Raw genomic sequence first — 21,951 nt, 5'->3', positions numbered from 1 at the left:
GTGCTCGGCTGTCCTGATCTAGATTTCTTCCATTATAAAATTTCACTCGTATTCACTCCGCATCTCTTAATCGTAAACATTACTGATAGAATTATAGGTAACCTGCACGAACTTGTCAAGCCGCTCTGTCCTATTCATTCTTTCCTTGAGCACGGAGTTCATAACAGTATATGCTTGTTTTCATCGCAGCAGATCCGATGTGATCCCAAAATAAAAAGTGACCCGATTCTCGTCGGGCCACCCTGTTTTATAGCAATACAAACCATATCCTTGCCTACATGGTTAAAGTCCTATTTCACTTGTGCCCCATTAGGCATGTTGTCTGGTACCGTAGCAAGTGTAAGCTGATCGCCGTGGGATGCGGCCAGGATCATGCCCTGAGACAGTTCACCGCGTAATTTCACAGGCTTGAGGTTCGTCACACAGATGACTTTGCGTCCAACCATATCTTCAGGTGAATAAAACTTTGCGATTCCCGATACAACTTGACGTTGCTCATAGCCCAGATCAAGCTGCAACTTCAGCAATTTATCGGCTTTCTTGACCGGTTCACAGGCAATAACTTGAGCCACGCGCAGCTCCACTTTGGCGAAATCATCAATGCCGATTTCTTCTTTGCCTTCGGGTGCTGTGATGGGTTCAATAGCTGCCGAAGCTCCAGCATCAGCTTGTGTTGACTCAGGCTGTGCTTCAGCTTTTTTGCCCCCAGTCATCGCTTCAGCAATATATGCAATCTCCTGTTCAGCGTCCAGACGCGGGAAGATTGGGTCACCTTTCTGCAAGGCGTTGCCCGCTGGAATGACACCCCATTGCTTCGCTGAATCCCAAGCCGTCAGTTCACCTTCCTGAATGCCAAGCTGTTCCCAGATTTTGCGCGGAGCACGTGTCAGGAACGGCTGCAACAGGATAGAAGCGATGCGCAAGCTTTCAATCAGATGTGACATTACCGATGCCAGTTCGTTCCGTTTCGCTTCATCACGAGCCAGAGCCCAAGGCTGAGTCTCGTCAATGTATTTGTTGCTGCGGCTGACAAACTGACTGATTGCCGTCAATGCTACGGAAAATTGCAGATTTTCCATGGCCTGCTCCACTTTTTCCACAGCAGCACGACCCGCTTCTTCAAGCGATGCATCAAACTCTGTCACACCGGAAGTAAACTCAGGAGTCTTACCTTCGAAATATTTGTCCACCATCGCAACCGTACGATTCAACAGGTTTCCGAGATCATTGGCCAGGTCGGAGTTCACACGTTCTACAAAACTTTCCGGAGTGAATGTACCATCGGAACCAAATGGAACTTCACGCAGCAGGTAATAACGCAGTGCATCCAGACCATAACGGTCAATCAAGGTTACCGGATCAACGACATTGCCTTTGGATTTGGACATTTTGCCGTCTTTCATCAACAGCCAGCCGTGGGCAAATACTTTTTTCGGCAGCGGCAGGTCCAGCGCCATCAGCATGATCGGCCAGTAGATCGTATGGAAACGAACAATTTCCTTCCCGACCAGATGCACATCCGCTGGCCAGAACTTGTTATAGAGAGATGCATCAGATGATCCATAGCCCAGAGCTGTAATATAGTTGGACAACGCATCAATCCAGACGTATACAACATGTTTCGGATCGCCTTTAACTTTGACACCCCATTCGAAAGTTGTACGGGATACAGCCAAGTCTTCAAGACCCGGCTTGATGAAGTTGTTAATCATTTCGTTCTTGCGAGACTCTGGCTGAATAAAGCCTGGATTTTCTTCATAATATTTCAGCAAACGATCGGCATACTTGCTCATCCGGAAGAAGTAGGATTCCTCTTTTACCAGCTCCACTGGATGTCCGCTATCCGGGCTTTTGGCCGAAATAATCTCGCCTTTGTCATTCTTCTCCACATCAACCAGTTGGGTTTCGGTGTAATAGGTCTCATCCGGGATACTGTACCATCCTTCATACTCACCCTTGTAGATATCCCCTTGTTTCAGCAAACGGTCAAAGATATCCTGAACCACTGTTTTGTGACGCTCCTCCGTCGTACGAATGAAGTCGTCATTGGAAATATCCAGTTTGTTCCACAGTTCCTTGATACCCACAACGATGTCGTCTACAAAAGCTTGCGGTGACTGTCCTTTCTCCTGTGCCTTGCGCTCAATCTTCTGGCCGTGTTCATCGGTTCCTGTCAAATAACGAACCGCATAACCGCGCAGACGTTTGTAACGAACCATGGCATCACCCGCCACCGTTGTGTAGGCGTGCCCAATGTGCAGTTTGTCACTTGGATAATAGATTGGTGTTGTTAAATAAAATGTTTTTTGATCAGCCATTAATGACTTCTCCTCCTTCAGATGTTCCTGCTTTTGAAACGCTGCTTGGTCTAAAAAAGAACACAAAAAACTCCCGTCCCTGTATGGGACGAGAGTTGCTCTCACGTGTTACCACCCAAATTCCCTGTGCTTTTCACAAACCACAGGCTCTGCCGGTCCTTCGACCGCCCATTAACGCTGGATCACGCCTCAGCCTTACGACAGACCGTCCTAATCAACGACTGCACGCTCGGAAGAGGTTCCTCCGGGACCATATTCCATCCTCCTCCCAGACCGGTTCTCAGCTTCTCCGGCTCTCTGCACTGGGGGTGTGTCTGTACTTATCCCTTCACTGGAAATCATTATACGAAAAATATACTGAAATGCTGACCCTTTTGTCAAGTGGACCGCATTCTTAACTCGACTCAAACCTGCAAAAACGAGCGTTGGATCGTTAATCCGATACCATCACAGACTTTTCTGCCTTCGGTGGCACCAGATCCACCCCTCCTGGATGAAACGGATGGCACTTTGCAATGCGCTTTGCCGCAAGCAGTGATCCTTTGAACGCACCGTGCACCTCAATGGCCTCCATCGCGTAAGCCGAGCAAGTTGGATAGAAGCGACACGTCGGCGGCTTCAATGGAGAGATATAGCTGCGATACACCCGAATGGGGGCCTGAACGAGTCTGCGGGATAATTTCATGGTCAATGCTTCCCGTGCGTGTGCTGATGTCCTGAGGATACTTTGGCAGGCACATGTTCGGCACAGTCCTTACAGTACCCGAAAACTTCAAATTTATGATCGACGACTTGAAATTGCTCAGGCGCATCTGCAAGCTGCATCGGGCAAAAAATGATCGGATATGTCTTCTGGCATTTCAAACAAATCATATGGTGGTGATGGTGATCCTCGCTACAATGTGCTCTGAACTTCACCCCATCTTCAAAGATGACCTGCTCCAGTACACCCAATTCCTGCATGACACGCAAATTCCGGTACACCGTGTCAAAACTCAGGCCGCTATAGGTCTTACCCATATATTCATATACGTCCTTGGGAGTCAAATACCCCGGGGATTCGGCAAATAACCGGGCCAGTGTCTTCCGCTGATCCGTAATGCGGAGCCCTTGAGAGGACATCGTCGTAATAATCTGTTCTGTCGACAGCATGACCAAAAGCACCTCCTGTCATACGAGCATTCTGCATAAATCCTAAGAGCGACTTCATCCAGCAATCCTGGATCGAAAGGGTTCTCTTTTTCCTAGGGAATATACCCGTTACGTGTGGAATCAAATTATGCAAAATGCTGATACTTATGCTTAATTTATATACTACTAATAATGCCTTAAATGAAGTTCATAGTCAACGAGAGCGCTCGAATACCGCTAATTACAAGCTGAGCCAAAAAAAGAGCTGCCCCGGGTCAATGGCATGACTTGGGGACAGCTCTTTCCTCTGACGGTTCAGATGTTTCATCCTTCGGGCGACTTTTGGGGTGACAGGATAATCATTTCATTTCACACCAAACCGTCCGTTCCTATGGAAATGGTTGATTACTTCTCAGCCGGAAGTGGCGTGAACAGCAAGTTGACAGGAAGATTGCTTCCTGGTGCAGCCGAGAACAGAATGGTTACACTCTCGCCATATGAACCCGTACGATAGAGTACACCTTGTTCATTTGGCGCACTCAAGGTTTTGCCATTCGAAAGCTGAACAACCTCACCATTCACAAGTGCTACTCCTGAATATTTGCCTCCACGAGGGTTGAACGAGATCAATGTGCGAGGAGCCACATTGTTCAGTGTAATTTTGTACAACACGCCGAAGTTACCTGCGTTGGAAGCATCTGTGTACGCCATAGGGTCTGTGCCGACGAGATTTGGGTCACTTGCATTGTCTCCAAGCGGAAGACGTGCAGGCTTCGAACCTATTTCCTGTTCGTACGTAATGACACGCGTTGCATTCGGATAGGTTCCACGGTTATGCACACCGTCACGATCCAGAACAGGCAGCGTGGACCATACCGTCATCGGATCTTTATTTTCTTCGATCATAATAATGTTATAGTCCAGTCTATAATCACTAAAAGCATCCGAGTAGAGGGAGATAACTTGTCCTTCTTTCATCGGAAGTTTATTTAGTTCGGTCAAAATCAACTTGCTTTCTCCAGGTTGAATATATACCTTCTTTTGATCGGCTCCGGTCTGAATCGACTTGAACCATTTATCAATAGACAATTTCCCGGCTACGGTAGCAAACGGAGTAGGTCCCGCGAAGCCCATATTTTGTTGTTCGAATACGGCTGTATATGCGTTGTTATTTGTTGCAACAACATACATTTTCACTCTTTTGCCTGTATTGTTTACGTGGTGAATCATGAATCGAGTCTGACCAATGGAAGACTCTTTGTACACAATCCCTTCCGAATTAACGGTTTCCGGGCTGTTACTGCGAATCAGCAAACTTTGCTCGTCATAATACGTGAAAGGTATTTTCTCCATGGCAGGCACTTCAGTCCCGTTGAAGATAAATTTATCCCCTACCGGTGTAAACAACTGATTAAAATCAGACATGGTGTACAGCGTTTCACTTGTGATGTTAACCGTCTTGGTATAGCTGTTGCTTGCACCATGTTTATCCGTAACGGTTAACGTTACAGTCTTTGGTCCCGGAACAAAAAATGCCAGCGCATTGTTTTCCCATACGGTTTTATCATTATCAATGGCATTTTCATCATCGGTGCTTTGATCAATATAGGTGATTTTTTCACCCATCTTGTACTCTTCCTTGTCTGTTGTAAACATCGCTACCGGAGGAAGATTTGGCTTCTGAACCTGAATCGTTACAGCGTACGGATCACTCCATTGTCCACTCGAATCCTGGACAGCATACGTTACCGTATATGTACCTGGTTGGTCAAATGAATCCTGACGGCCAGTCCAGCGTTCGTCTACAATTTCCAGTCCTTTGGGAGAGCTGGAATTGGTGTTGTATGTTACCGTATCTCCTGCAAAAATCTCTTTTTGTACCGTGAAGCTGGCTACCGGTTTGGTATTCAGATTCAGTACAACCGTCTTCGCAGACTGATTTACTTTATAAGTAATGTTGAGTGCCTGAGTAATCGACGTCAATGGCACCATGAACGTATTTTTTTGTTGATAGGCAGGGCCTTTCATCGTTCTGGATTCACCGTTAACGGTATAAATGGTACTGTTCGTTTTGAAGCGAAGCTCATCTTCGCCACTAATAATAATGGTTTCCTTGGTTGTATTGTCATATTTCACTTCATAACCAACCCGGTCCACCAGTGCGCGGATCGCTACATAGGATACTCCATTTTTGACTGCCATTGGCTGTCCGGCAAGATATGTTTTACCGTCCTGCATCATTTTATTGCTGTTCATGTACAGTGTCAGATCTCCGCCTTTAGTTCCGGCAACAGATTGACCGCTTGTAGATGGCTGCTCAACCTCAACTGGAGTCGTAGGTACTGTTGTTTCTTCTTCCGTACCTTCTTCATCAGCAGGGTCTGTAACTGGTTCAACCGGAGTAACATCTGTACCTGTTGGTTCAGTTGTCACCGGATTTGTGCCTTCTTTTGTGCCTTCTACAGTTCCATTATCCGTTTGAGTTGTACCCGATCCGGACTTCACTTCTGATTCGGCGATCGTTTGTTCTTTCTTCACAACCTCTACGGATTTAACGGTGGCTGTATTTGCTGTTGTTGTATCACTTTGATCGGCTGCCAGTGCATTCGCGGGAATCGATGCAAACGCTTGAAATACAGCTAAAGCGGTAAGTATAGATAATTTCTTCTTCAGATTCATTCTTTGTCTTTGGCTCCTTCTGCTCCCATTTTATAAATATCCCCCTCAAAAAGTCATACTATTAGACGCTTGTAACCGGGAAAAGTTGCTAAAAATATTTGATAAGAATTGTAAACTTTTAATAGAGCATAAATACTATGAAAATAGTTATCTATTACACTTTCGATTTGGAGTGAAAAATCTGTATTAAATCCTGCTGCAGATTCCAACAAAAAATCTCTCCAGGACATGGTAGGATAGCACCACGTCACAGAGAGATTTAAGAGATTTCGAACGTGCTAACGCAAACTGACAGGCAGACTTCCGGTTGACTGCAATTCACCTGTTAACACGAGGGACAAGGTACGAACCACTGCAGGCGTGTTCTCGTACGTACACACATAACTTCCCGGTTTCGGGATCTCCAATAGATCATACGGATTACGCAGAGCAACCACAATCAGGGAATACTTCTCACTAAGTTTTTCAACCAAACGCTGTTGCCCTTTCGGAAGATGTCCAGCGGAAGTATATGTACATACGATGATTTGATCTGCATCCGACACATCTTTCAATATCCGATCCGCTTCATCATAGGATGGCTGGGTGGTTATTTTGTGCTCTCGAACCCCGCTCCTCCGCTGCGCGAGCGCCACACCAAGCGAATCCGTGTGGGACCATGGTTCATCCACTTCGGTCCGCTGCACGACTTCCGGCCAGATCACATACACGTCCTGTTCTGGATTCAGCGGAAGCAACCCATCATCATGAACCACTGTAATGCTATTGGAGGCGATCTCATTCAGTGTGGATTCGATGGAGGCCAACGATCTTGGTGATTCATCCTTATCTTGTAATGTAAAAAAAAGCTCACCCACATCAGTTCTATCTGGTACAGCAGCTACTGCATCATCTGCTTCTAGGGAAACGAGATAGTTCCCCCACTGACCACAACGTGCTGCCTTCCATGCAATGATACGTTCCAGTGCCCGGTTAACGGTTGCTTCTGCAATACGCCCAGTTTGAACAGCTTCAACAACTGCTTCCACGGCAGAGATCTGATCTTGCAGAGTATGACTGACCAGAACCAGATCAGCTCCTGCCTCCACAGCACGAATGGCAGCCTCGGCTACACCATAGGGCTTGGATATCGCATGCATTTCCAGACAATCTGTAATAATAATACCGTCAAATCCCATTTCTTCGCGCAACAGGCCTGTCAGCACTTTACGTGACAATGTCGCTGGCATCGGCTCCGGTTCAATGGTTGGAAAGATGACGTGGGCTGTCATGATGGCATCCACTCCAGCCTCAATAGCCCGACGGAATGGCAGCAATTCAATCTGCTCCAGCCTGTCCCGATCATGGGGTACAGTCACCATGCCGAGATGAGAATCCACAGCTGTATCCCCATGTCCGGGAAAATGTTTGGCTGTTGCAGCAATGCCCTGGGACTGGTACCCTTTGATAGCTGCTGCCCCATGGAGAGCTACACTTTCCGCATTCTCGCCATAGGAACGCACGCCGATGACCGGATTAAGAACATTGTTATTCACGTCCACGACAGGAGCGAGGTTCATGTCGATACCGATGCTTTTCAATTCCCGACCTAAAATTTGGGCACATTCAAGGGTATAGTCGGGCTTCCCTGTTGCTCCAAGCGCCATATTGCCAGGTACCTGGGTCACTCCCTCTTTATCAATCCGAGCCACCATACCCCCCTCCTGATCCACAGAGATCATCAGAGGCAATTCCCCGGACTGCGCCGCAATCGCTTGCAGGTCGGCAGACAGACGGGTTAACTGGTCCACGCTTCCGACATTTCGCCTGAAATAAATGACACCGCCCACATGATAATCACGGATCAGCGTATGGATCTGTTCATCCGCGTGTTGTCCGTGGAATCCACACATAAACATCTGACCTACCCGTTGTTCCAACGAAAGCTGACCGATAGATATCATACGCATGCTTCACTCCCCATTATGAACCTGCTCTTTGGTTAGACCTGAATTCCGATGGTTTCATATGAAAATGTTTATGGAATACTTTGGAGAAATATCGCCGCTCCTTGAATCCCGTCGCTTCTCCAATGGCTGTTATACTCCATTCCGTTGTGCTTAATAATAAAGCTGCGCTCTCCATCCGTTTCTGGGTCATATATTCAACAAAGGTAACACCCATATGATTTTTGAACAGCTGGCAAAAGTAACCCGGACTGATTCCCAGCCAATCTGCTACTTCATCTATGCCCAGATCACATTCCAGTCTGGCGTTCATATACTCGCATGCAGACGTCATTAGCTCCGATACTGAAGGACGTGGCACGCTTTTCTTGTCATAACAAACATGAGCGAGCGCCTCAGCCAGTTCGATTAATTCTTTGATTGAGGTCGCGGAATGCAATGCGCTCCAGAAGTGAATTTCGTCTTGCTCAGCCATCACATGTACTTCGCGCAATTCACGCAGCATATGTACAAGCAAGAAACGCAGACTATTTTCAGCGACACCATCCAGCGCACTCTTATGTTCACTCATCCGGTGTTTGAGCGTGGTTAACAATTCAATCAAGCCCTGCTTATTTCCCTGCCTGATCCAGCGAGTGATGAAGTCCAGATCTTCTTTTGCAACCCACATCATTGCCCTTCCGGAAGGTTCCTTCGATATCTCCAAGGAAGGTTCAGAGATTCCCTGTTTTAACTTAATACTGCATGGGTCCGAGTCACTCATGATCAGCAGTCTCTGACAGTGGCGGTACCGCTCAGCAATCTGGTCATCCAACTTCACTGGTATGTCATCCTGTATAACCCGTGTCTTCATGCCTGAACCGGGCTCAAATGTCGCATCCAGCTCCAATGTGATCTGCCGAGCCCATTCATCAGCCTGGTGTCTCCATTCAGCGGAGGCCTCCACCAACATGCACCATTCTCCCTTACGGGCCGAAATCAGCAAGGTGCCCATACTGATACCGTCAGTAAGCTCCTTAAGCCTGGAACGGATCATCCCGTGCCAGCTTTGATGACGGGATACGGACCATCCGATGGAATGCTTAAAATAACCGGATACATCAATTAGCAGCAAGATATATTTTAATGAAGTTACCTGGGGTTGCGGGACAGACGTTGGGTAAGGAAACAACGCCGAATCCTCTTCTCTTCGCATCAGGTCAATGATATGTTTGTGCCTGACCCAGGCTTCCATCTCCGATTTACGATGGGTTTCCGCCTCCAACTCGATCCGCTTCTTCTGAATCTGCCCGGCAAGCTCACGCAATTTATGTTCCAGATCCAGGTAATCGATTGGCTTGCATATGTATTCATGGACATTGTAACGAATAGCTGTACGGGCATATTCAAACTGCTGATATCCAGTCAGCAATATAATTTCACATGTTTCACCCTGTTCCCGCAGCGTTTGAATCAACTCCAGACCATCCATGGAGGGCATACGAATGTCACACAACATAATATCAGGATGATATTCTGCAACTTTATCGAGCGCTTCAGCCCCACTTCTGGCCGTGCCCACAACTTCAATGCCCATCTCTTCCCAAGGCAAAATAAAACTCAGGTTCTCCAAAATCGGCAGCTCATCGTCAACCAGCAACGCGGTTAGATTCATTCATCTTCCCCCTGCTCATATTGTGGAATAATACATTGAATGATTGTGCCATCCCCCGGAGATGAACATATAAACACCCCGTATCCGGCTCCATATTGAATCCGTATCCGATCTGCTACACTTCTTAATCCCAGCCCTCTGCGCTCTGCCATGGTAGATATAGGCTTCATTCCCTCTGCCATGATGTATTCAGGCGGGTCTTCTGCCATATATTCAAATCGTGCCAACATTTCCTGGGGAATACCGATCCCATTATCTTCAACTCGCAGCACCAGATTATGTTGTGCCACAAACGCGCTGATTCGAAGTACGCCCTGATATTCAATTCCCTCAAACCCGTGCTGGATACTATTCTCTACAAGAGGCTGGAGGGTCAGTTTGAGCATGGACGATGTGTACAGATGAGTTGGAATATCGAGCTCGTACCGAAACAAATCACTGAATCTGTAATGTTGAATCTCCAGATAACTCTGCAAGTGCCTAAGCTCCTCACCGAGCGATATTTCCTCCTGATCCTGAATGCTGATGCGCAGCATATTACCAAGCCGTGTCACCATCTCACTTACTTTACGTCCTTCTCCCCTCAACGCTAAACCGTTAATAGATTCCAGTGTATTGAACAGAAAATGAGGTTTGATCTGGGCTTGAAGCACTCGCAGTTCCGCCTTGGCCTTCTGTTGCTGCTCCGCACGCACACGCCGGAACAGACCGCCGATTCGATCCAGTAATTCATTGAAGCCTTGGGCAAGCAGCTGCATTTCGTCAAAACCTTTTCCTTCAACCCGAGCATTAAAGTCTCCATCATCCACCCGCCTCATGAATCGAACAAGCACAGCAATGTTGCCCGTAATTCGGTTCATGAAGAACACATTGAAGCCCATTGCAGCAAGCAAACACAGCAGGATGATAATGATGGACCAGCCTGCAAATACATTCGTCTCTGCAGATAGTGCTTCCCATGAAGTGACGCTGACCAGACTCCAGTTATAGTTTTTGAGATGATATTGTGAAATGATGCTTTCACTGCCGTCAAACACGGCTCTGTTGCTGCTGAATCCCGGCCCGTAACTTCCGGAACGTACGCCCAGGCTCTCCATGTTCTCTCCGCTGTAACGACCGGAGGGATCGTATACGATCAGCCCTTCCTCATTAATCAGAAGGAACGAAGTATCCTGTGCAGGATCACTTATTTTCAAATGGCGGAAGATGCGGTCCATCTCCCCTTTTTTGATCTGAACGACCAGAACTCCGATATTCTGAAAATAACTAAGTTCCTTGACCAATCGGATCTGGGTAAACACGGGCTCCACGCCGGTCAGCTCAGGATATTCCAAAGGGGCCAGCCATTTGGGTACACCGTTGAGTGCCTGAATTTCTTTAAAAAGTGGATGAACCTTGAATTGTTGAAAAGGAAGAGCCTGAAAATTTTCTTTCGTAAAAATAGAGACAATCTGATTATCCTCGGATGAACGTGAACGCAAATCATACAAAAAGGCATAACTGATGAATGGATAATTGTATAACAGGGAACGGAAATTACGCTGGCTGGCATTCAGTGATAATTGGTTACCGGTTCCAAGATCCTGTTTGGTTGGATCTTTGGCGTTCAATGCCATTTGGAAAACCGATGTGGCAATGCCATTGTCCGTAACATTGTTGATCTGCTGAAAAACATTCTCGATATTGTAGCTAATCGCCTGGAGTGCATATTCCGACTGCTGATTGTATTTTTTCTCAATCGTATGTGATGTGACCAAAAACATGCCGATTCCAAGCGTGCACATCGGTACAATGATGAGCAGCAGAAATGCCATGGCCAGCTTCATCCGCAAGTTCATTTCCCGTTCTCCCTATATAGCGAATCGTTAATTACCCTTTGACGCTGCCCGCCGTTACACCTTCAATAATCTTCTCCTGAAGAACAGCGTAAATCACAATTACCGGTACAACACTGTATACAATACCTGCTGACATCTGGGCATAATTCATTTGATACTGATCACGAAACTGGACCATGCCGACAGGCAGAGTACGCAGTTTGTCAGTAGATAAGAAATAGTTGGCGAGTAAAAATTCGTTCCAGTTGCCGAGGAAATTCACGATAAATACCGTAACGATGGCCGGAACTGTAAGGGGTATCACTATTCTAGCAAAGATACCCGGAGCTCTCAACCCATCCATGACCGCCGCCTCCTCAATTTCTCCAGGAAGTGATCGCATAAAGGCTGCCAGAATAATAATCGTAAACGGAATCGCATTCGCAACATAAGGAATGATCAACGCCAGATGCGTATCCAGGATGCCCAGCTTACGGACCAGCAAATAGATCGGCAGCATGAGTGCATTGTTTGGAATCAGCATACCCGCGAGAATCAGACTGTACAGAAACATACTCCATTTGCGGTGTCTCATTCGGGTGATGGCAAAAGCAAACATGGCTCCCAGCACAATGGTCCCGGCAGAAGACAAGACCGATATATACATACTGTTCCAGAAATACGTTCCAATCTTGGCATTCACCCAAGCCTCTACGTAATTGTTAAACACCCAGGTTGAAGGCAGACCGAACGGATTCAGTGCAATCTCGTTGTTATCCTGTTTGAATGAAGAGAAGATTACAAATAAAAAGGGAAACAGAATTGCAATTAAATAAAGCATCAACAACACATGAGGTATACTGCCTTTTATGCTTTTTGCCATCAATATTCCACCCTTTCGTTGCGTCTCGCCACCAGCAACTGATACACCGCGGTGAGCACAAGCGTCAGAGCAAAGATCAGAACCGCAATCGTGTTGCCATAACCGTATTTAAAATTGGTAATCGCATACTTGATCATATATGTGGCAAGCACCTCGGTAGATCCGGCGGGCCCGCCTTTGGTCATAACCAGCACGATATCAGCCGCCTTCATCGCTCCTGCAATGGACAGCATAACCACAACGGAAATGATCGGTTTGATTAATGGCAACGTAATTTTAAACGCTCGCTGTACCGCAGTCGCTCCATCAATAGCGGCCGCTTCATCCAGATCCTTGGGAATAGCCAGAATGGCCGCCAAAACCATGACAATATAGAATCCCGTCCACTGCCAAGCGTTAGTTACGAGAATGGATATCATTGCGAACCGGTTATCGGACAACCAATACACCGGAGAGATACCCACGACTTCAAGCAACTGATTCAGCAGGCCAATGTTGGGCTCGTAGATGAATCCCCACAAAATACCGATGACCGCTGTTGACATAATGGAGGGTAAAAAGACGGCTGTCTTGTACAATCCCTTCAGTTTCTTCACGTTCGCAATAAGCAGTGAAAAAAGCACAATGATCGGTACCTGAATCAAAACGGAAAATGCGATAAAGAAACCGTTATTGCGCGTGGAAATCCAAAACCGTTCATCTGTCAGTGCCTTTGCATAATTCGAAAGCCCTACAAAACGCGGCTCTGCAGATACCCCGTTCCAACTGGTCAGACTATAATAAAGTGAACTGCCGATAGGATACAGGAAAAACATAACAAACAGGATCAAAGCCGGCAACACAAACAACGTATAGATCAGTGGGCTTCGGAGTGAAGTGTTCATGATCAACCTCCTTCAGTGACTTCAACTTCTTATGCTCATGAATCATACAGATTCCTCAGCAGTGCAATTGTTTCATTAAACCAAAGGCTGTACCCCGGCAGTAATTCAAACCGGGGTAAGCCAGCATCGTAATCAGGAACTCAAGACATTCTTACCTCTGCTAGATCGCTCGGATTATTCGACTGAAGCATTTGCCTCTTCCTGTACTTTTTGCAATTCTTCCGCCATTTTCTCAGGAGTGGTCTGTCCACCAACCAGCTTCTGAATTTGCAGGTTGCTGATCTCTGTTGTTACATCCGCTTGCACGAGGGCATCAAATGCCGGGAACGAAGTCTGGGACGCATTCAGTACAGCTACGATTTCTTTCATTAAATCGTCGGTAATACTGTCTGTCAGCACTTTTTCATCCAGCTTCATGGCTGGTAACACACCATCTTCTACGAGCCCGCGCACTTGCATATCTTCGTTGTAGAAGTTCTTGATAAACGCCTTAACTGCCGCAAGTTTCTGTGGGTCATCCGCAACTGCTGCGGAGAAACCGTATCCATTATTTACGTCACGCATCAAGGCTGTTTGATCCCCCGCACCGTTCTCTACTGGAGGCATATTGAAGAAACCAACCTTGCCAATCAGCGATTCTCCGCTTTGCCCTTCCTTGAAGACAGAAGATTTCCAAGTTCCGTCATACATCAGAATGGCTTCACCGCTCGTGAATTGAGTCGTGTACTCCGCATATTCAAAACCAAGCTCGCCTTTTTTGAAATAGCCTTTATCCACCCATTCTTTATGCTTCGCAAACCCTGCAACAACGCCCGGATCAGTCCACTTGGCTTCGCCTGTCGCAAACTTCGCCGTAATATCAGGTCCAGCGTAACGGGACCACAGATGGTTCGTTAACATGAGTGGAACCCAGCCTGCTTTGGAAGCAGAAGCAAGTGGAACCTTGCCATCAGCCTTGATCTCAGCGAGCATATTATCCAGCTCAGCCATGGTTGAAGGCGCTTTCCAACCTTTTTGCGTAAAATACTCTTTATTGTAGAAGAATCCTTCACCGGAACCTCCAATTGGAAGTCCATATACTTTGCCTTCATAGGTGAATGGCTCAAGAGATGAAAATTGATCCTGAATACCCAACTCTTGCAGAATCGGCGTGAGATCCAACAACATGCCTTCTTTGGCATACACTTTGGAATCCGGACTACCGAACAATTCGAAGATATCCGGCGGATTGCCTGCTGCCATCTCCCCGCGAAGTTTCTCCTTACGGTTTACATCCGATTCAACTCCGTCCAGCGTGAAGGTCAGGTTAGGTACCTCACTCTCTACTTTGCCCACGACGTCCTGCAGAATGGCCAGCCTTTTTTGTTTATCGGCGCCCACTTGGGTGTGACGGAGAAGCATCTCCACCGGTTCCTTGCTCGTCTCTGCAGGCTCTTTGCCTGCTCCCTGCTGTGGTTCATTGCTTGAGCTTGAACAACCCGCCAATGTTAATGATGTGATAAGTAATAATGAAAGCAGTAATGTCATTCCTTTTTTCATCTGGTTGACCCTCCTCAAGATATTGAGCATTTGGCTTTACACTCTGATTATAAAAAGCCGGAGCTTACATCGTAAGGATGACAATTCATCAATGGAGGGATAAAATCCTTCACTGGACAAAACATCCTTGCATTTACAATGGATAACAACAAAAAAACAGCCCCTGCGAAACATGTTCGCAAAGACTGCTTGGTTGGATTTAAGTTGAACAAAAAATAATTTACACTTGCCACTCCGATGACAGAGCTGTATAAATAATTAATTAATTAGAGCAAGTGACACCCGCTGTTTCGGAGCGACCTTGTTCAATCAGGCGATATGCCCGCTCCACTTCCTCTTCACTTGGAGAAGGAACGCCGTCGAGCGGATACACTTTCCCCAGCGCCTGCCATTTGTAGATGCCCATCTGATGATAAGGCAGGATTTCGAACTTCTCAACTCCATCGAGCGTTCCGATAAACCGACCCAGATTAAGCAAATCTTCTTCCTCATTGTGAATCCCTGGCACATACACGTGGCGAATCCACATTTTACGTCCCTGATCCGATAACCATCGTGCAGTCTTCAACGTTCTTTCGTTGGATTTGCCTGTCAGCTTGATATGTTTTTCATCATCAATATGCTTCAGATCCAGCAGAACCAAGTCCGTGTGATCCAACAGATCATGAATCCGATCCGGCTCATTGAACCCATTGCTGTCCAGCGTTGTGTGCAGTCCCCAGCGCCGTTTCGCTTCCTTGAAGACCTCGGCTACAAAATGAGCCTGCAATGTGGGCTCCCCACCAGATACGGTAAGTCCTCCGCCGGAGCTGCGATAGTAGGACAGGTATGGCTCAATCTCAGCCAGTACCTCCTCCACGCTCATTTCCTTCCCACCGTCCAAAGCCCACGTATCTGGGTTGTGACAATATTGGCATTTGAGTAGACATCCCTGCATAAAAAGCACGAAGCGGATGCCTGGGCCGTCAACCGTCCCGAAAGTTTCGAGTGAATGTATATGTCCGTTAACCATGCTGCCTCTTCCTTTCTGTATCCGCATCCGCTGTGCGTTTAATATGTGTTCAGTCTGTCCTTTCGAGCATTCTTCTCAGCTAAGGCTACACCGCATCAATGACTACATGGAACCATGGAAGGTCCGGTTGATGACATCAAGTTGTTGCTCACGTGTCAGCTTGATGAAGTTAACTGCGTAACCGGATACCCGTACTGTCAACTGCGGATAGTTTTCCGGATGATCCATCGCGTCAATCAACTGCTGACGATCAAATACGTTCACGTTCAGATGGTGTGCCCCTTGACCAAAGTAACCGTCCATCATGGCAACCAGATTGGATTTGCGTGTGTCTGACTCTTTTCCGAGTGCTTTAGGCACGATGGAGAATGTGTTAGAGATCCCGTCAAGGCTGTGTTCGTACGGCAATTTGGCTACAGAGCCAAGGGACGCCAGTGCACCTTTTTTGTCCCGACCATGCATTGGGTTCGCCCCTGGTGCAAATGGTTCGCCTGCTTTACGGCCATCCGGTGTTGTACCTGTTTTCTTACCGTACACTACGTTCGACGTGATCGTCAGTACAGACTGTGTTGGAATCGCATTACGATATGCTTTGTGTTTGCGAATCATGCCCATAAAGCTTTCCACCAGTTCAACCGCGATGCTGTCCACACTGTCTTCATTGTTGCCGTAACAAGGGAATTCACCTTCAATTTCAAAATCAATTGCGATGCCTTGTTCGTTGCGGATCGGTTTAACTTTGGCATACTTGATTGCACTCAGGGAATCTGCTGCAACCGAGAGGCCGGCAATACCGCAAGCCATTGTACGAATGATGTCCCGGTCATGCAGGGCCATTTCAATACGCTCGTAGCTGTATTTGTCATGCATATAGTGAATGACGTTGAGTGAATTCATGTACAGTTTGGCAAGCCATTCCATCATCGGTTTGAAGCGTGTCATCACTTCATTGTAATCCAGTACTTCGCTTGTAATTGCTGGATATTCAGGTCCTACTTGAGCGCCTGATTTCTCGTCACGACCGCCGTTGATCGCATACAGCAATGCTTTTGCCAGGTTGGCACGAGCGCCGAAGAACTGCATTTGTTTCCCGATCTTCATGGCAGATACGCAGCAGGCAATACCATAATCGTCTCCATAGATCGGACGCATCAGATCATCATTTTCATACTGGATCGAGCTTGTTTCAATGGATACCTTCGTACAGTATTGTTTGAACGCTTCCGGAAGCTTGTTGGACCAAAGTACAGTCAAATTCGGCTCCGGTGCAGGACCAAGATTGTTCAGGGTGTGCAGGAAACGGAAGCTGTTTTTGGTCACACGGGTTTCTCCGTTAACGGACATGCCTCCAATGGATTCGGTTACCCACGTTGGATCTCCACTGAACAATTCGTTATAATCCGGCGTGCGCAGGAACTTGACGATCCGCAGTTTCATAACAAAATGGTCAACCAGTTCTTGAGCCTGTTCTTCAGTTAGCAAGCCTTCTTGCAAATCTCGTTCGATGTAGATATCCAGGAAAGAAGAGACACGTCCGAGCGACATCGCCGCACCGTTTTGCTCTTTGATCGCAGCCAGATAACCGAAGTAGAGCCATTGGAACGCTTCTTTTGCGGTTGCAGCTGGCAGGGAAATATCGAAACCGTGCATTTCGCCCAGTTGTTTCAATTCCTGCAATGCACGAATCTGTTCGGACAGTTCTTCACGTAGACGAATGACATCTTCATCTATCACATCAACTTCAAGGGCATTTAGTTCGCCTTTTTTATTCCGAATCAGGAAGTCTACACCATAGAGAGCTACCCGGCGATAGTCACCGATGATCCGTCCACGGCCGTAAGCATCTGGCAGCCCTGTAATGATTCCAGCTTTACGAGCTGCACGCATCTCGGATGTATAGGCATCGAAGACACCCTGGTTATGCGTTTTACGAATATTGGTAAATATATCAATGACGCTTTGAGGCATTTCGAAGCCGTAAGCCTCACATGCATCAATCATCATGCGGATTCCGCCGAATGGCTGAATGGAACGTTTGAATGGAGCATCCGTTTGTACACCGACAATCTGCTCTTTGGATTGATCCAGATAACCTGGTTGGTGGGAAACGATTGTAGCTGGTGTGTTCACATCAACGTCAAGGACGCCGCCGTTATCACGTTCTTTTTTGGTCAGATCAGATACGATATCCCATAATTCTTTGGTATTCTGAGTTGCCCCTGCAAGGAATGCTTCGTCACCATAATAAGGTGACAGGTTGTGAGTCAGAAAATCATTCACATCGACGGATTTGGTCCATGTTCCTTTGGTAAAGTTTCTCCAGCCTGTTTGTTGTTTGACATCTTTTTCAATCACCGACATCGTAATCCCTCCACTAATTTGGATTTCCGGACACATGACAGGATACTTCACTCGTCTCATCTGTGCCCAGAGCCGCGATTTAATGTGATAATTTTCACATATAAACCGGAACACGTTCTCTCTACTTGGGAACCGGAACCGCGGAATGAATGTTTTTCTTACAATTTCAGTATACGTCTTCGTTCTTTCACCATCTGTGATTTATATCACAAAGTCCGTGACCATCCTCACTTCACCTATGCTGTATCATGTTGAACGCTGTAAATTCACACTTAGCCACTACGCGGGCAGAACAACTTCCGATCGCTGTTATCCCCGGATTTTTTTGATTCTATTTTTCAAAGGGTAAAATACGTGGATAAAGGCGAGCGCTTCGCTTCTTCAGTTTTTTCTGCCCTCTCCGTTATGGTGTGAATGCCTGGTTCAAACGGATACCACACGGATTCCGTGTAACCTCTTTTAAAAAAGGCTACTGGGTCTTTCCATCTGGTTGAACCCTGAACCTATCGAACCTAGCTTTAACGAAATGGAGTAACACTTTTAATGCGAAAATGAAATAACACTTAAAACGTGGATGCTTCGCTACTCCAATTTTTCTATCCTTTCCGTTATGGTGTGAATACCTGGTTCAAACGGATACCGCAAGGATTCCGTTATACCTTTTTTTACAAAAAAGACGGCAATCGGGGCTCCCCTCACGGGGACCCCTGACTATATCTGCCTCAATCCTGCTGCTGCTTTAGTTTTTATTCAAACTTGCCGTAGAAAGCGTTGCGGTATACATCTGCCAGTTCAGTTACCAGCGGCAATTTTGGATTGGCTGTTGTACATTGGTCCTCGAATGCCCGATCTGCCAAATAATCCACATGTGCCTCAAAATCTTTGGCATCGAATCCGATTTCCTGGAACGATTCTTCAATCCCCAATGTTTTGTTCAGTTTGCGAATGGCATTGATCAGGCTGGTAACCCCTTCTTCTGTCGTACGTGCAGGCAATCCGAGAATGCGGGCAATTTCGGCATAACGCTCATCTGCCACAAAGTGCGAATATTTCGGGAATGATGCAAATTTCGTCGGTTTTTTCGCATTGTAGCGAATAACGTGCGGCATCAGGATCGCATTGGTACGTCCATGTGCGGTATGGTACTGACCGCCCCATTTGTGTGCCAAGCTGTGGTTAATACCCAGGAAGGCGTTGGCAAAAGCCATACCGGCGATCGTCGAAGCATTATGCATTTTCTCACGTGCCAGTTTGTCACCTTGCAGTGCCGATTGTTCGAGATACTGGAACACCAGCTGGATCGCTTTGATTGCCAGACCATCCGTGTAATCATTCGCCATGACGGATACATACGCTTCGATCGCATGCGTCAGTACGTCCATACCTGTGTCTGCAACAGCGGTTTTCGGCAGCGTGTATACAAACTCAGGGTCGACAATTGCCACGTCTGGTGTCAGCTCGTAGTCTGCAAGCGGATATTTGGTGTTACCTTGATTTTTATCTGTAATAACTGCGAATGATGTGACCTCCGAACCTGTACCTGAAGTTGTCGGGATCGCTACGAATTTCGCTTTTACACCGAGACGTGGATATTTGTAGATCCGTTTGCGGATATCCATGAATTTTTGTTTCAAGTCGTTGAAGTCGGTGTCTGGATATTCGTAAAACAACCACATCGCTTTGGCAGCATCCATCGGTGATCCACCGCCAAGTGCGATAATGCAGTCTGGCTGGAAGCGGCGCATCATTTCCGTACCGCGATCTACCGTAGTTGTGGATGGATCGGGTTCTACGTCGGAGAACACTTCAATGGCTACCGGCATTTGACGTTGACGCAGATAGTGCTCCACTTTTTCGACATAACCGAGTTTGACCATCATGGCATCCGTAATAATCGCTACACGAGTGATATCCGGCATTTTGGCAAGATACTGTGTTGCACCTTTTTCGAAGTAGACTTTGTTCGGCACTTTGAACCACTGCATATTCACGGTACGACGAGCCACCCTTTTCACGTTGATTAAGTTCACAGCGGTTACGTTGGAAGAAGTCGAGTTACGTCCATACGATCCGCAGCCCAGTGTCAGTGACGGCATGTTGGTGTTGTAGATATCACCGATGGCACCGTGTGTGGATGGTGAATTCACGATAATCCGTCCCGTTTGCAGACGATCTGCGAACTTGCTGATTACTTCTTCGTTGTTCGAATGAATAACCGAGGAGTGGCCCATGCCGCCAAAGGCAACGACTTCTGCTGCACGCTCGATACCCTCAGCTGCTGTCTTAACTTTGTAACAAGCCAGTACCGGGCTTAGTTTCTCAGCGGATAACGGAAATTTTGTGCCTACCCCTTCAATCTCGGCCACGAGAATTTTAGTGCCAGCAGGGACTTCGATACCACACATTTGCGCAATGCTAACTGCAGATTGACCAACAATCGCCGGGTTCACCGCACATTTCTCAGCATTAATCGCACCTGCTGTCAGTTTCGCTGCCTCATCCTTGTTGACGAAGTAACAGCCGTTCGCGATCATTTTCTTTTTCACCTGATCGAAGATCGGTTCTTCGATGATGACGGCTTGCTCGGAAGCACAGATCATGCCGTTATCGAACGATTTGGACAAAATCAAATCCGTTACCGCCTGGTTGATATCTGCACTTTTCTCAATAAAGCAAGGTACATTCCCTGGCCCTACGCCCAGTGCCGGTTTACCACAGCTGTATGCCGCCCGTACCATGCCTGATCCGCCTGTTGCCAGAATGAGCGCCACATCGTTATGATTCATCAGCGCGTTTGTGCGATCCATGGAAGGATCGTCAATCCACTGGATACAATCCGCCGGAGCACCATGCTTCACTGCTGCATCGCGCAGGATTTTGGCAGCTTCGCGGCTGCAATTCTGTGCAGATGGGTGGAAACCGAAGATGATCGGGTTACGCGTTTTGATGGAAATTAATGCTTTAAACATGGTGGTGGATGTCGGATTCGTTACCGGGGTAATCCCCATGATAATACCGACAGGCTCCGCAATTTTCTGGAAGCTTTCGTACTCGTTATCTTCAATTACACCTACCGTTTTGTCATATTTAATGCTATGATACACATATTCTGTAGCAAATATATTTTTGGTGATTTTATCCTCATACACACCCCGCCCTGTTTCTTCCACAGCCATTTTGGCGAGCATCATATGTTTGTCGAGACCTGCCAGCGCCATCGCTTGCACGATACGGTCAATCTGTTTCTGATCCATGGACATGAATGCTGCGTGTGCTTTATTCGCTTTGTCAATTAACGTTTGAATATACTGACCTGCTGTCGGTTCTTTTACTGGGGCGACTTCGTTCTTTACAGCCATCTCCCTCATCCTCCTAAAGGTTTCGTATTGGTTTGTCTCTCTTCTTTACATTCACATCGTACCATGGGGTAAGGGTTAATTATGTGATTTTTTTCACAAAGTATAACAAATTTAATTTAAGTTTTTTAATGTCCCTCACTTCTCCATTTACACTTCCTATTTAAACTATAGGGCTGTCCAATTCATTCTCCCCTTTTGAAAGTGAATTTAATCACAATGTTTGGAATTTCGCCATTTTTGCTCCCTATCCACGCCCCTCAAACGGCAAGATTAGGTATATACTGAACTTAAAAATTGAACCACCGCAATTTGTACCGTCCTTCCCGGCCGAGATGACCCTGATCAGGACGGCAACGGTTTGCGGCGAA

The 21,951-nt window shown here is 46.8% G+C and carries 13 protein-coding genes; all 13 read right to left on the bottom strand.

Annotated elements, in window-relative coordinates; genetic code table 11:
* Positions 1 to 290: 290 nt before the first annotated feature.
* A complete protein-coding gene (gene metG, locus PPA03S_RS16255; RefSeq protein ID WP_062324344.1) occupies positions 291 to 2,318 on the bottom strand; it encodes a methionine--tRNA ligase in 2,028 nt (675 codons plus the stop codon).
* A gap of 433 nt (positions 2,319 to 2,751) precedes the next feature.
* Entirely contained in the window at positions 2,752 to 3,003 is a 252-nt protein-coding gene (gene yidD, locus PPA03S_RS16250; RefSeq protein ID WP_024631022.1) for a membrane protein insertion efficiency factor YidD, read from the bottom strand.
* A 2-nt stretch (positions 3,004 to 3,005) separates the two neighbouring features.
* Positions 3,006 to 3,470 carry a Fur family transcriptional regulator gene (locus PPA03S_RS16245; RefSeq protein WP_062324343.1) on the bottom strand — a complete coding sequence of 155 codons (465 nt, stop codon included), beginning with the start codon at positions 3,468 to 3,470 and terminating at the stop codon, positions 3,006 to 3,008.
* A gap of 384 nt (positions 3,471 to 3,854) precedes the next feature.
* The gene (locus PPA03S_RS16240) at positions 3,855 to 6,128 is read right to left on the bottom strand and encodes a stalk domain-containing protein (protein ID WP_062324342.1); all 2,274 of its coding nucleotides are present in this window, start codon (positions 6,126 to 6,128) and stop codon (positions 3,855 to 3,857) included.
* Between the two features lie 278 nt (positions 6,129 to 6,406).
* A complete protein-coding gene (gene nagZ, locus PPA03S_RS16235) occupies positions 6,407 to 8,077 on the bottom strand; it encodes a beta-N-acetylhexosaminidase (RefSeq protein ID WP_157284200.1) in 1,671 nt (556 codons plus the stop codon).
* A gap of 13 nt (positions 8,078 to 8,090) precedes the next feature.
* Entirely contained in the window at positions 8,091 to 9,728 is a 1,638-nt protein-coding gene (locus tag PPA03S_RS16230) for a response regulator transcription factor (RefSeq protein ID WP_062324341.1), read from the bottom strand.
* Entirely contained in the window at positions 9,725 to 11,566 is a 1,842-nt protein-coding gene (locus tag PPA03S_RS16225; RefSeq protein ID WP_062324340.1) for a cache domain-containing sensor histidine kinase, read from the bottom strand. Before PPA03S_RS16225 ends, PPA03S_RS16230 begins: the two co-directional genes overlap by 4 nt.
* 31 nt (positions 11,567 to 11,597) lie before the next feature.
* Positions 11,598 to 12,428 (bottom strand): carbohydrate ABC transporter permease, encoded by an 831-nt coding sequence (locus PPA03S_RS16220; protein WP_062324339.1) that lies wholly within the window; start codon positions 12,426 to 12,428, stop codon positions 11,598 to 11,600.
* Positions 12,428 to 13,312 (bottom strand): carbohydrate ABC transporter permease, encoded by an 885-nt coding sequence (locus PPA03S_RS16215; RefSeq protein WP_062324338.1) that lies wholly within the window; start codon positions 13,310 to 13,312, stop codon positions 12,428 to 12,430. The genes PPA03S_RS16220 and PPA03S_RS16215 overlap by 1 nt, the downstream gene beginning before the upstream one ends.
* 174 nt (positions 13,313 to 13,486) lie before the next feature.
* Positions 13,487 to 14,851 carry an extracellular solute-binding protein gene (locus PPA03S_RS16210; RefSeq protein ID WP_062324337.1) on the bottom strand — a complete coding sequence of 455 codons (1,365 nt, stop codon included), beginning with the start codon at positions 14,849 to 14,851 and terminating at the stop codon, positions 13,487 to 13,489.
* A 262-nt stretch (positions 14,852 to 15,113) separates the two neighbouring features.
* Positions 15,114 to 15,863: a pyruvate formate-lyase-activating protein gene (pflA, locus tag PPA03S_RS16205; RefSeq protein ID WP_062324336.1), complete on the bottom strand. Its 750-nt coding sequence runs from the start codon at positions 15,861 to 15,863 to the stop codon at positions 15,114 to 15,116.
* A 102-nt stretch (positions 15,864 to 15,965) separates the two neighbouring features.
* On the bottom strand, positions 15,966 to 18,224 hold the full coding sequence (gene pflB, locus PPA03S_RS16200) for a formate C-acetyltransferase (RefSeq protein ID WP_062324335.1): 2,259 nt from the start codon (positions 18,222 to 18,224) through the stop codon (positions 15,966 to 15,968).
* A gap of 746 nt (positions 18,225 to 18,970) precedes the next feature.
* Positions 18,971 to 21,583: a bifunctional acetaldehyde-CoA/alcohol dehydrogenase gene (gene adhE, locus PPA03S_RS16195; protein WP_062324334.1), complete on the bottom strand. Its 2,613-nt coding sequence runs from the start codon at positions 21,581 to 21,583 to the stop codon at positions 18,971 to 18,973.
* Between the last annotated feature and the right edge of the window lie 368 nt (positions 21,584 to 21,951).

Origin of the sequence: Paenibacillus pabuli NBRC 13638 (genome assembly GCF_001514495.1) — a bacterium.
Classification (GTDB): Bacteria; Bacillota; Bacilli; order Paenibacillales; family Paenibacillaceae; genus Paenibacillus; species Paenibacillus pabuli.
The sequence above is the reverse complement of the archived record's forward strand: the minus strand, read 5'-3'. Positions and strand labels throughout refer to the sequence as shown.

Excerpts from the sequence above, each read along its gene's own strand:
- metG (WP_062324344.1), bottom strand. The coding sequence starts at position 2,318 with ATGGCTGATCAAAAAACATTTTATTTAACAACACCAATCTATTATCCA.
- yidD (WP_024631022.1), bottom strand. The coding sequence starts at position 3,003 with ATGAAATTATCCCGCAGACTCGTTCAGGCCCCCATTCGGGTGTATCGC.
- PPA03S_RS16245 (WP_062324343.1), bottom strand. The coding sequence starts at position 3,470 with ATGCTGTCGACAGAACAGATTATTACGACGATGTCCTCTCAAGGGCTC.
- PPA03S_RS16240 (WP_062324342.1), bottom strand. The coding sequence starts at position 6,128 with ATGAATCTGAAGAAGAAATTATCTATACTTACCGCTTTAGCTGTATTT.
- nagZ (WP_157284200.1), bottom strand. The coding sequence starts at position 8,077 with ATGCGTATGATATCTATCGGTCAGCTTTCGTTGGAACAACGGGTAGGT.
- PPA03S_RS16230 (WP_062324341.1), bottom strand. The coding sequence starts at position 9,728 with ATGAATCTAACCGCGTTGCTGGTTGACGATGAGCTGCCGATTTTGGAG.
- PPA03S_RS16225 (WP_062324340.1), bottom strand. The coding sequence starts at position 11,566 with ATGAACTTGCGGATGAAGCTGGCCATGGCATTTCTGCTGCTCATCATT.
- PPA03S_RS16220 (WP_062324339.1), bottom strand. The coding sequence starts at position 12,428 with ATGGCAAAAAGCATAAAAGGCAGTATACCTCATGTGTTGTTGATGCTT.
- PPA03S_RS16215 (WP_062324338.1), bottom strand. The coding sequence starts at position 13,312 with ATGAACACTTCACTCCGAAGCCCACTGATCTATACGTTGTTTGTGTTG.
- PPA03S_RS16210 (WP_062324337.1), bottom strand. The coding sequence starts at position 14,851 with ATGAAAAAAGGAATGACATTACTGCTTTCATTATTACTTATCACATCA.
- pflA (WP_062324336.1), bottom strand. The coding sequence starts at position 15,863 with ATGGTTAACGGACATATACATTCACTCGAAACTTTCGGGACGGTTGAC.
- pflB (WP_062324335.1), bottom strand. The coding sequence starts at position 18,224 with ATGTCGGTGATTGAAAAAGATGTCAAACAACAAACAGGCTGGAGAAAC.
- adhE (WP_062324334.1), bottom strand. The coding sequence starts at position 21,583 with ATGGCTGTAAAGAACGAAGTCGCCCCAGTAAAAGAACCGACAGCAGGT.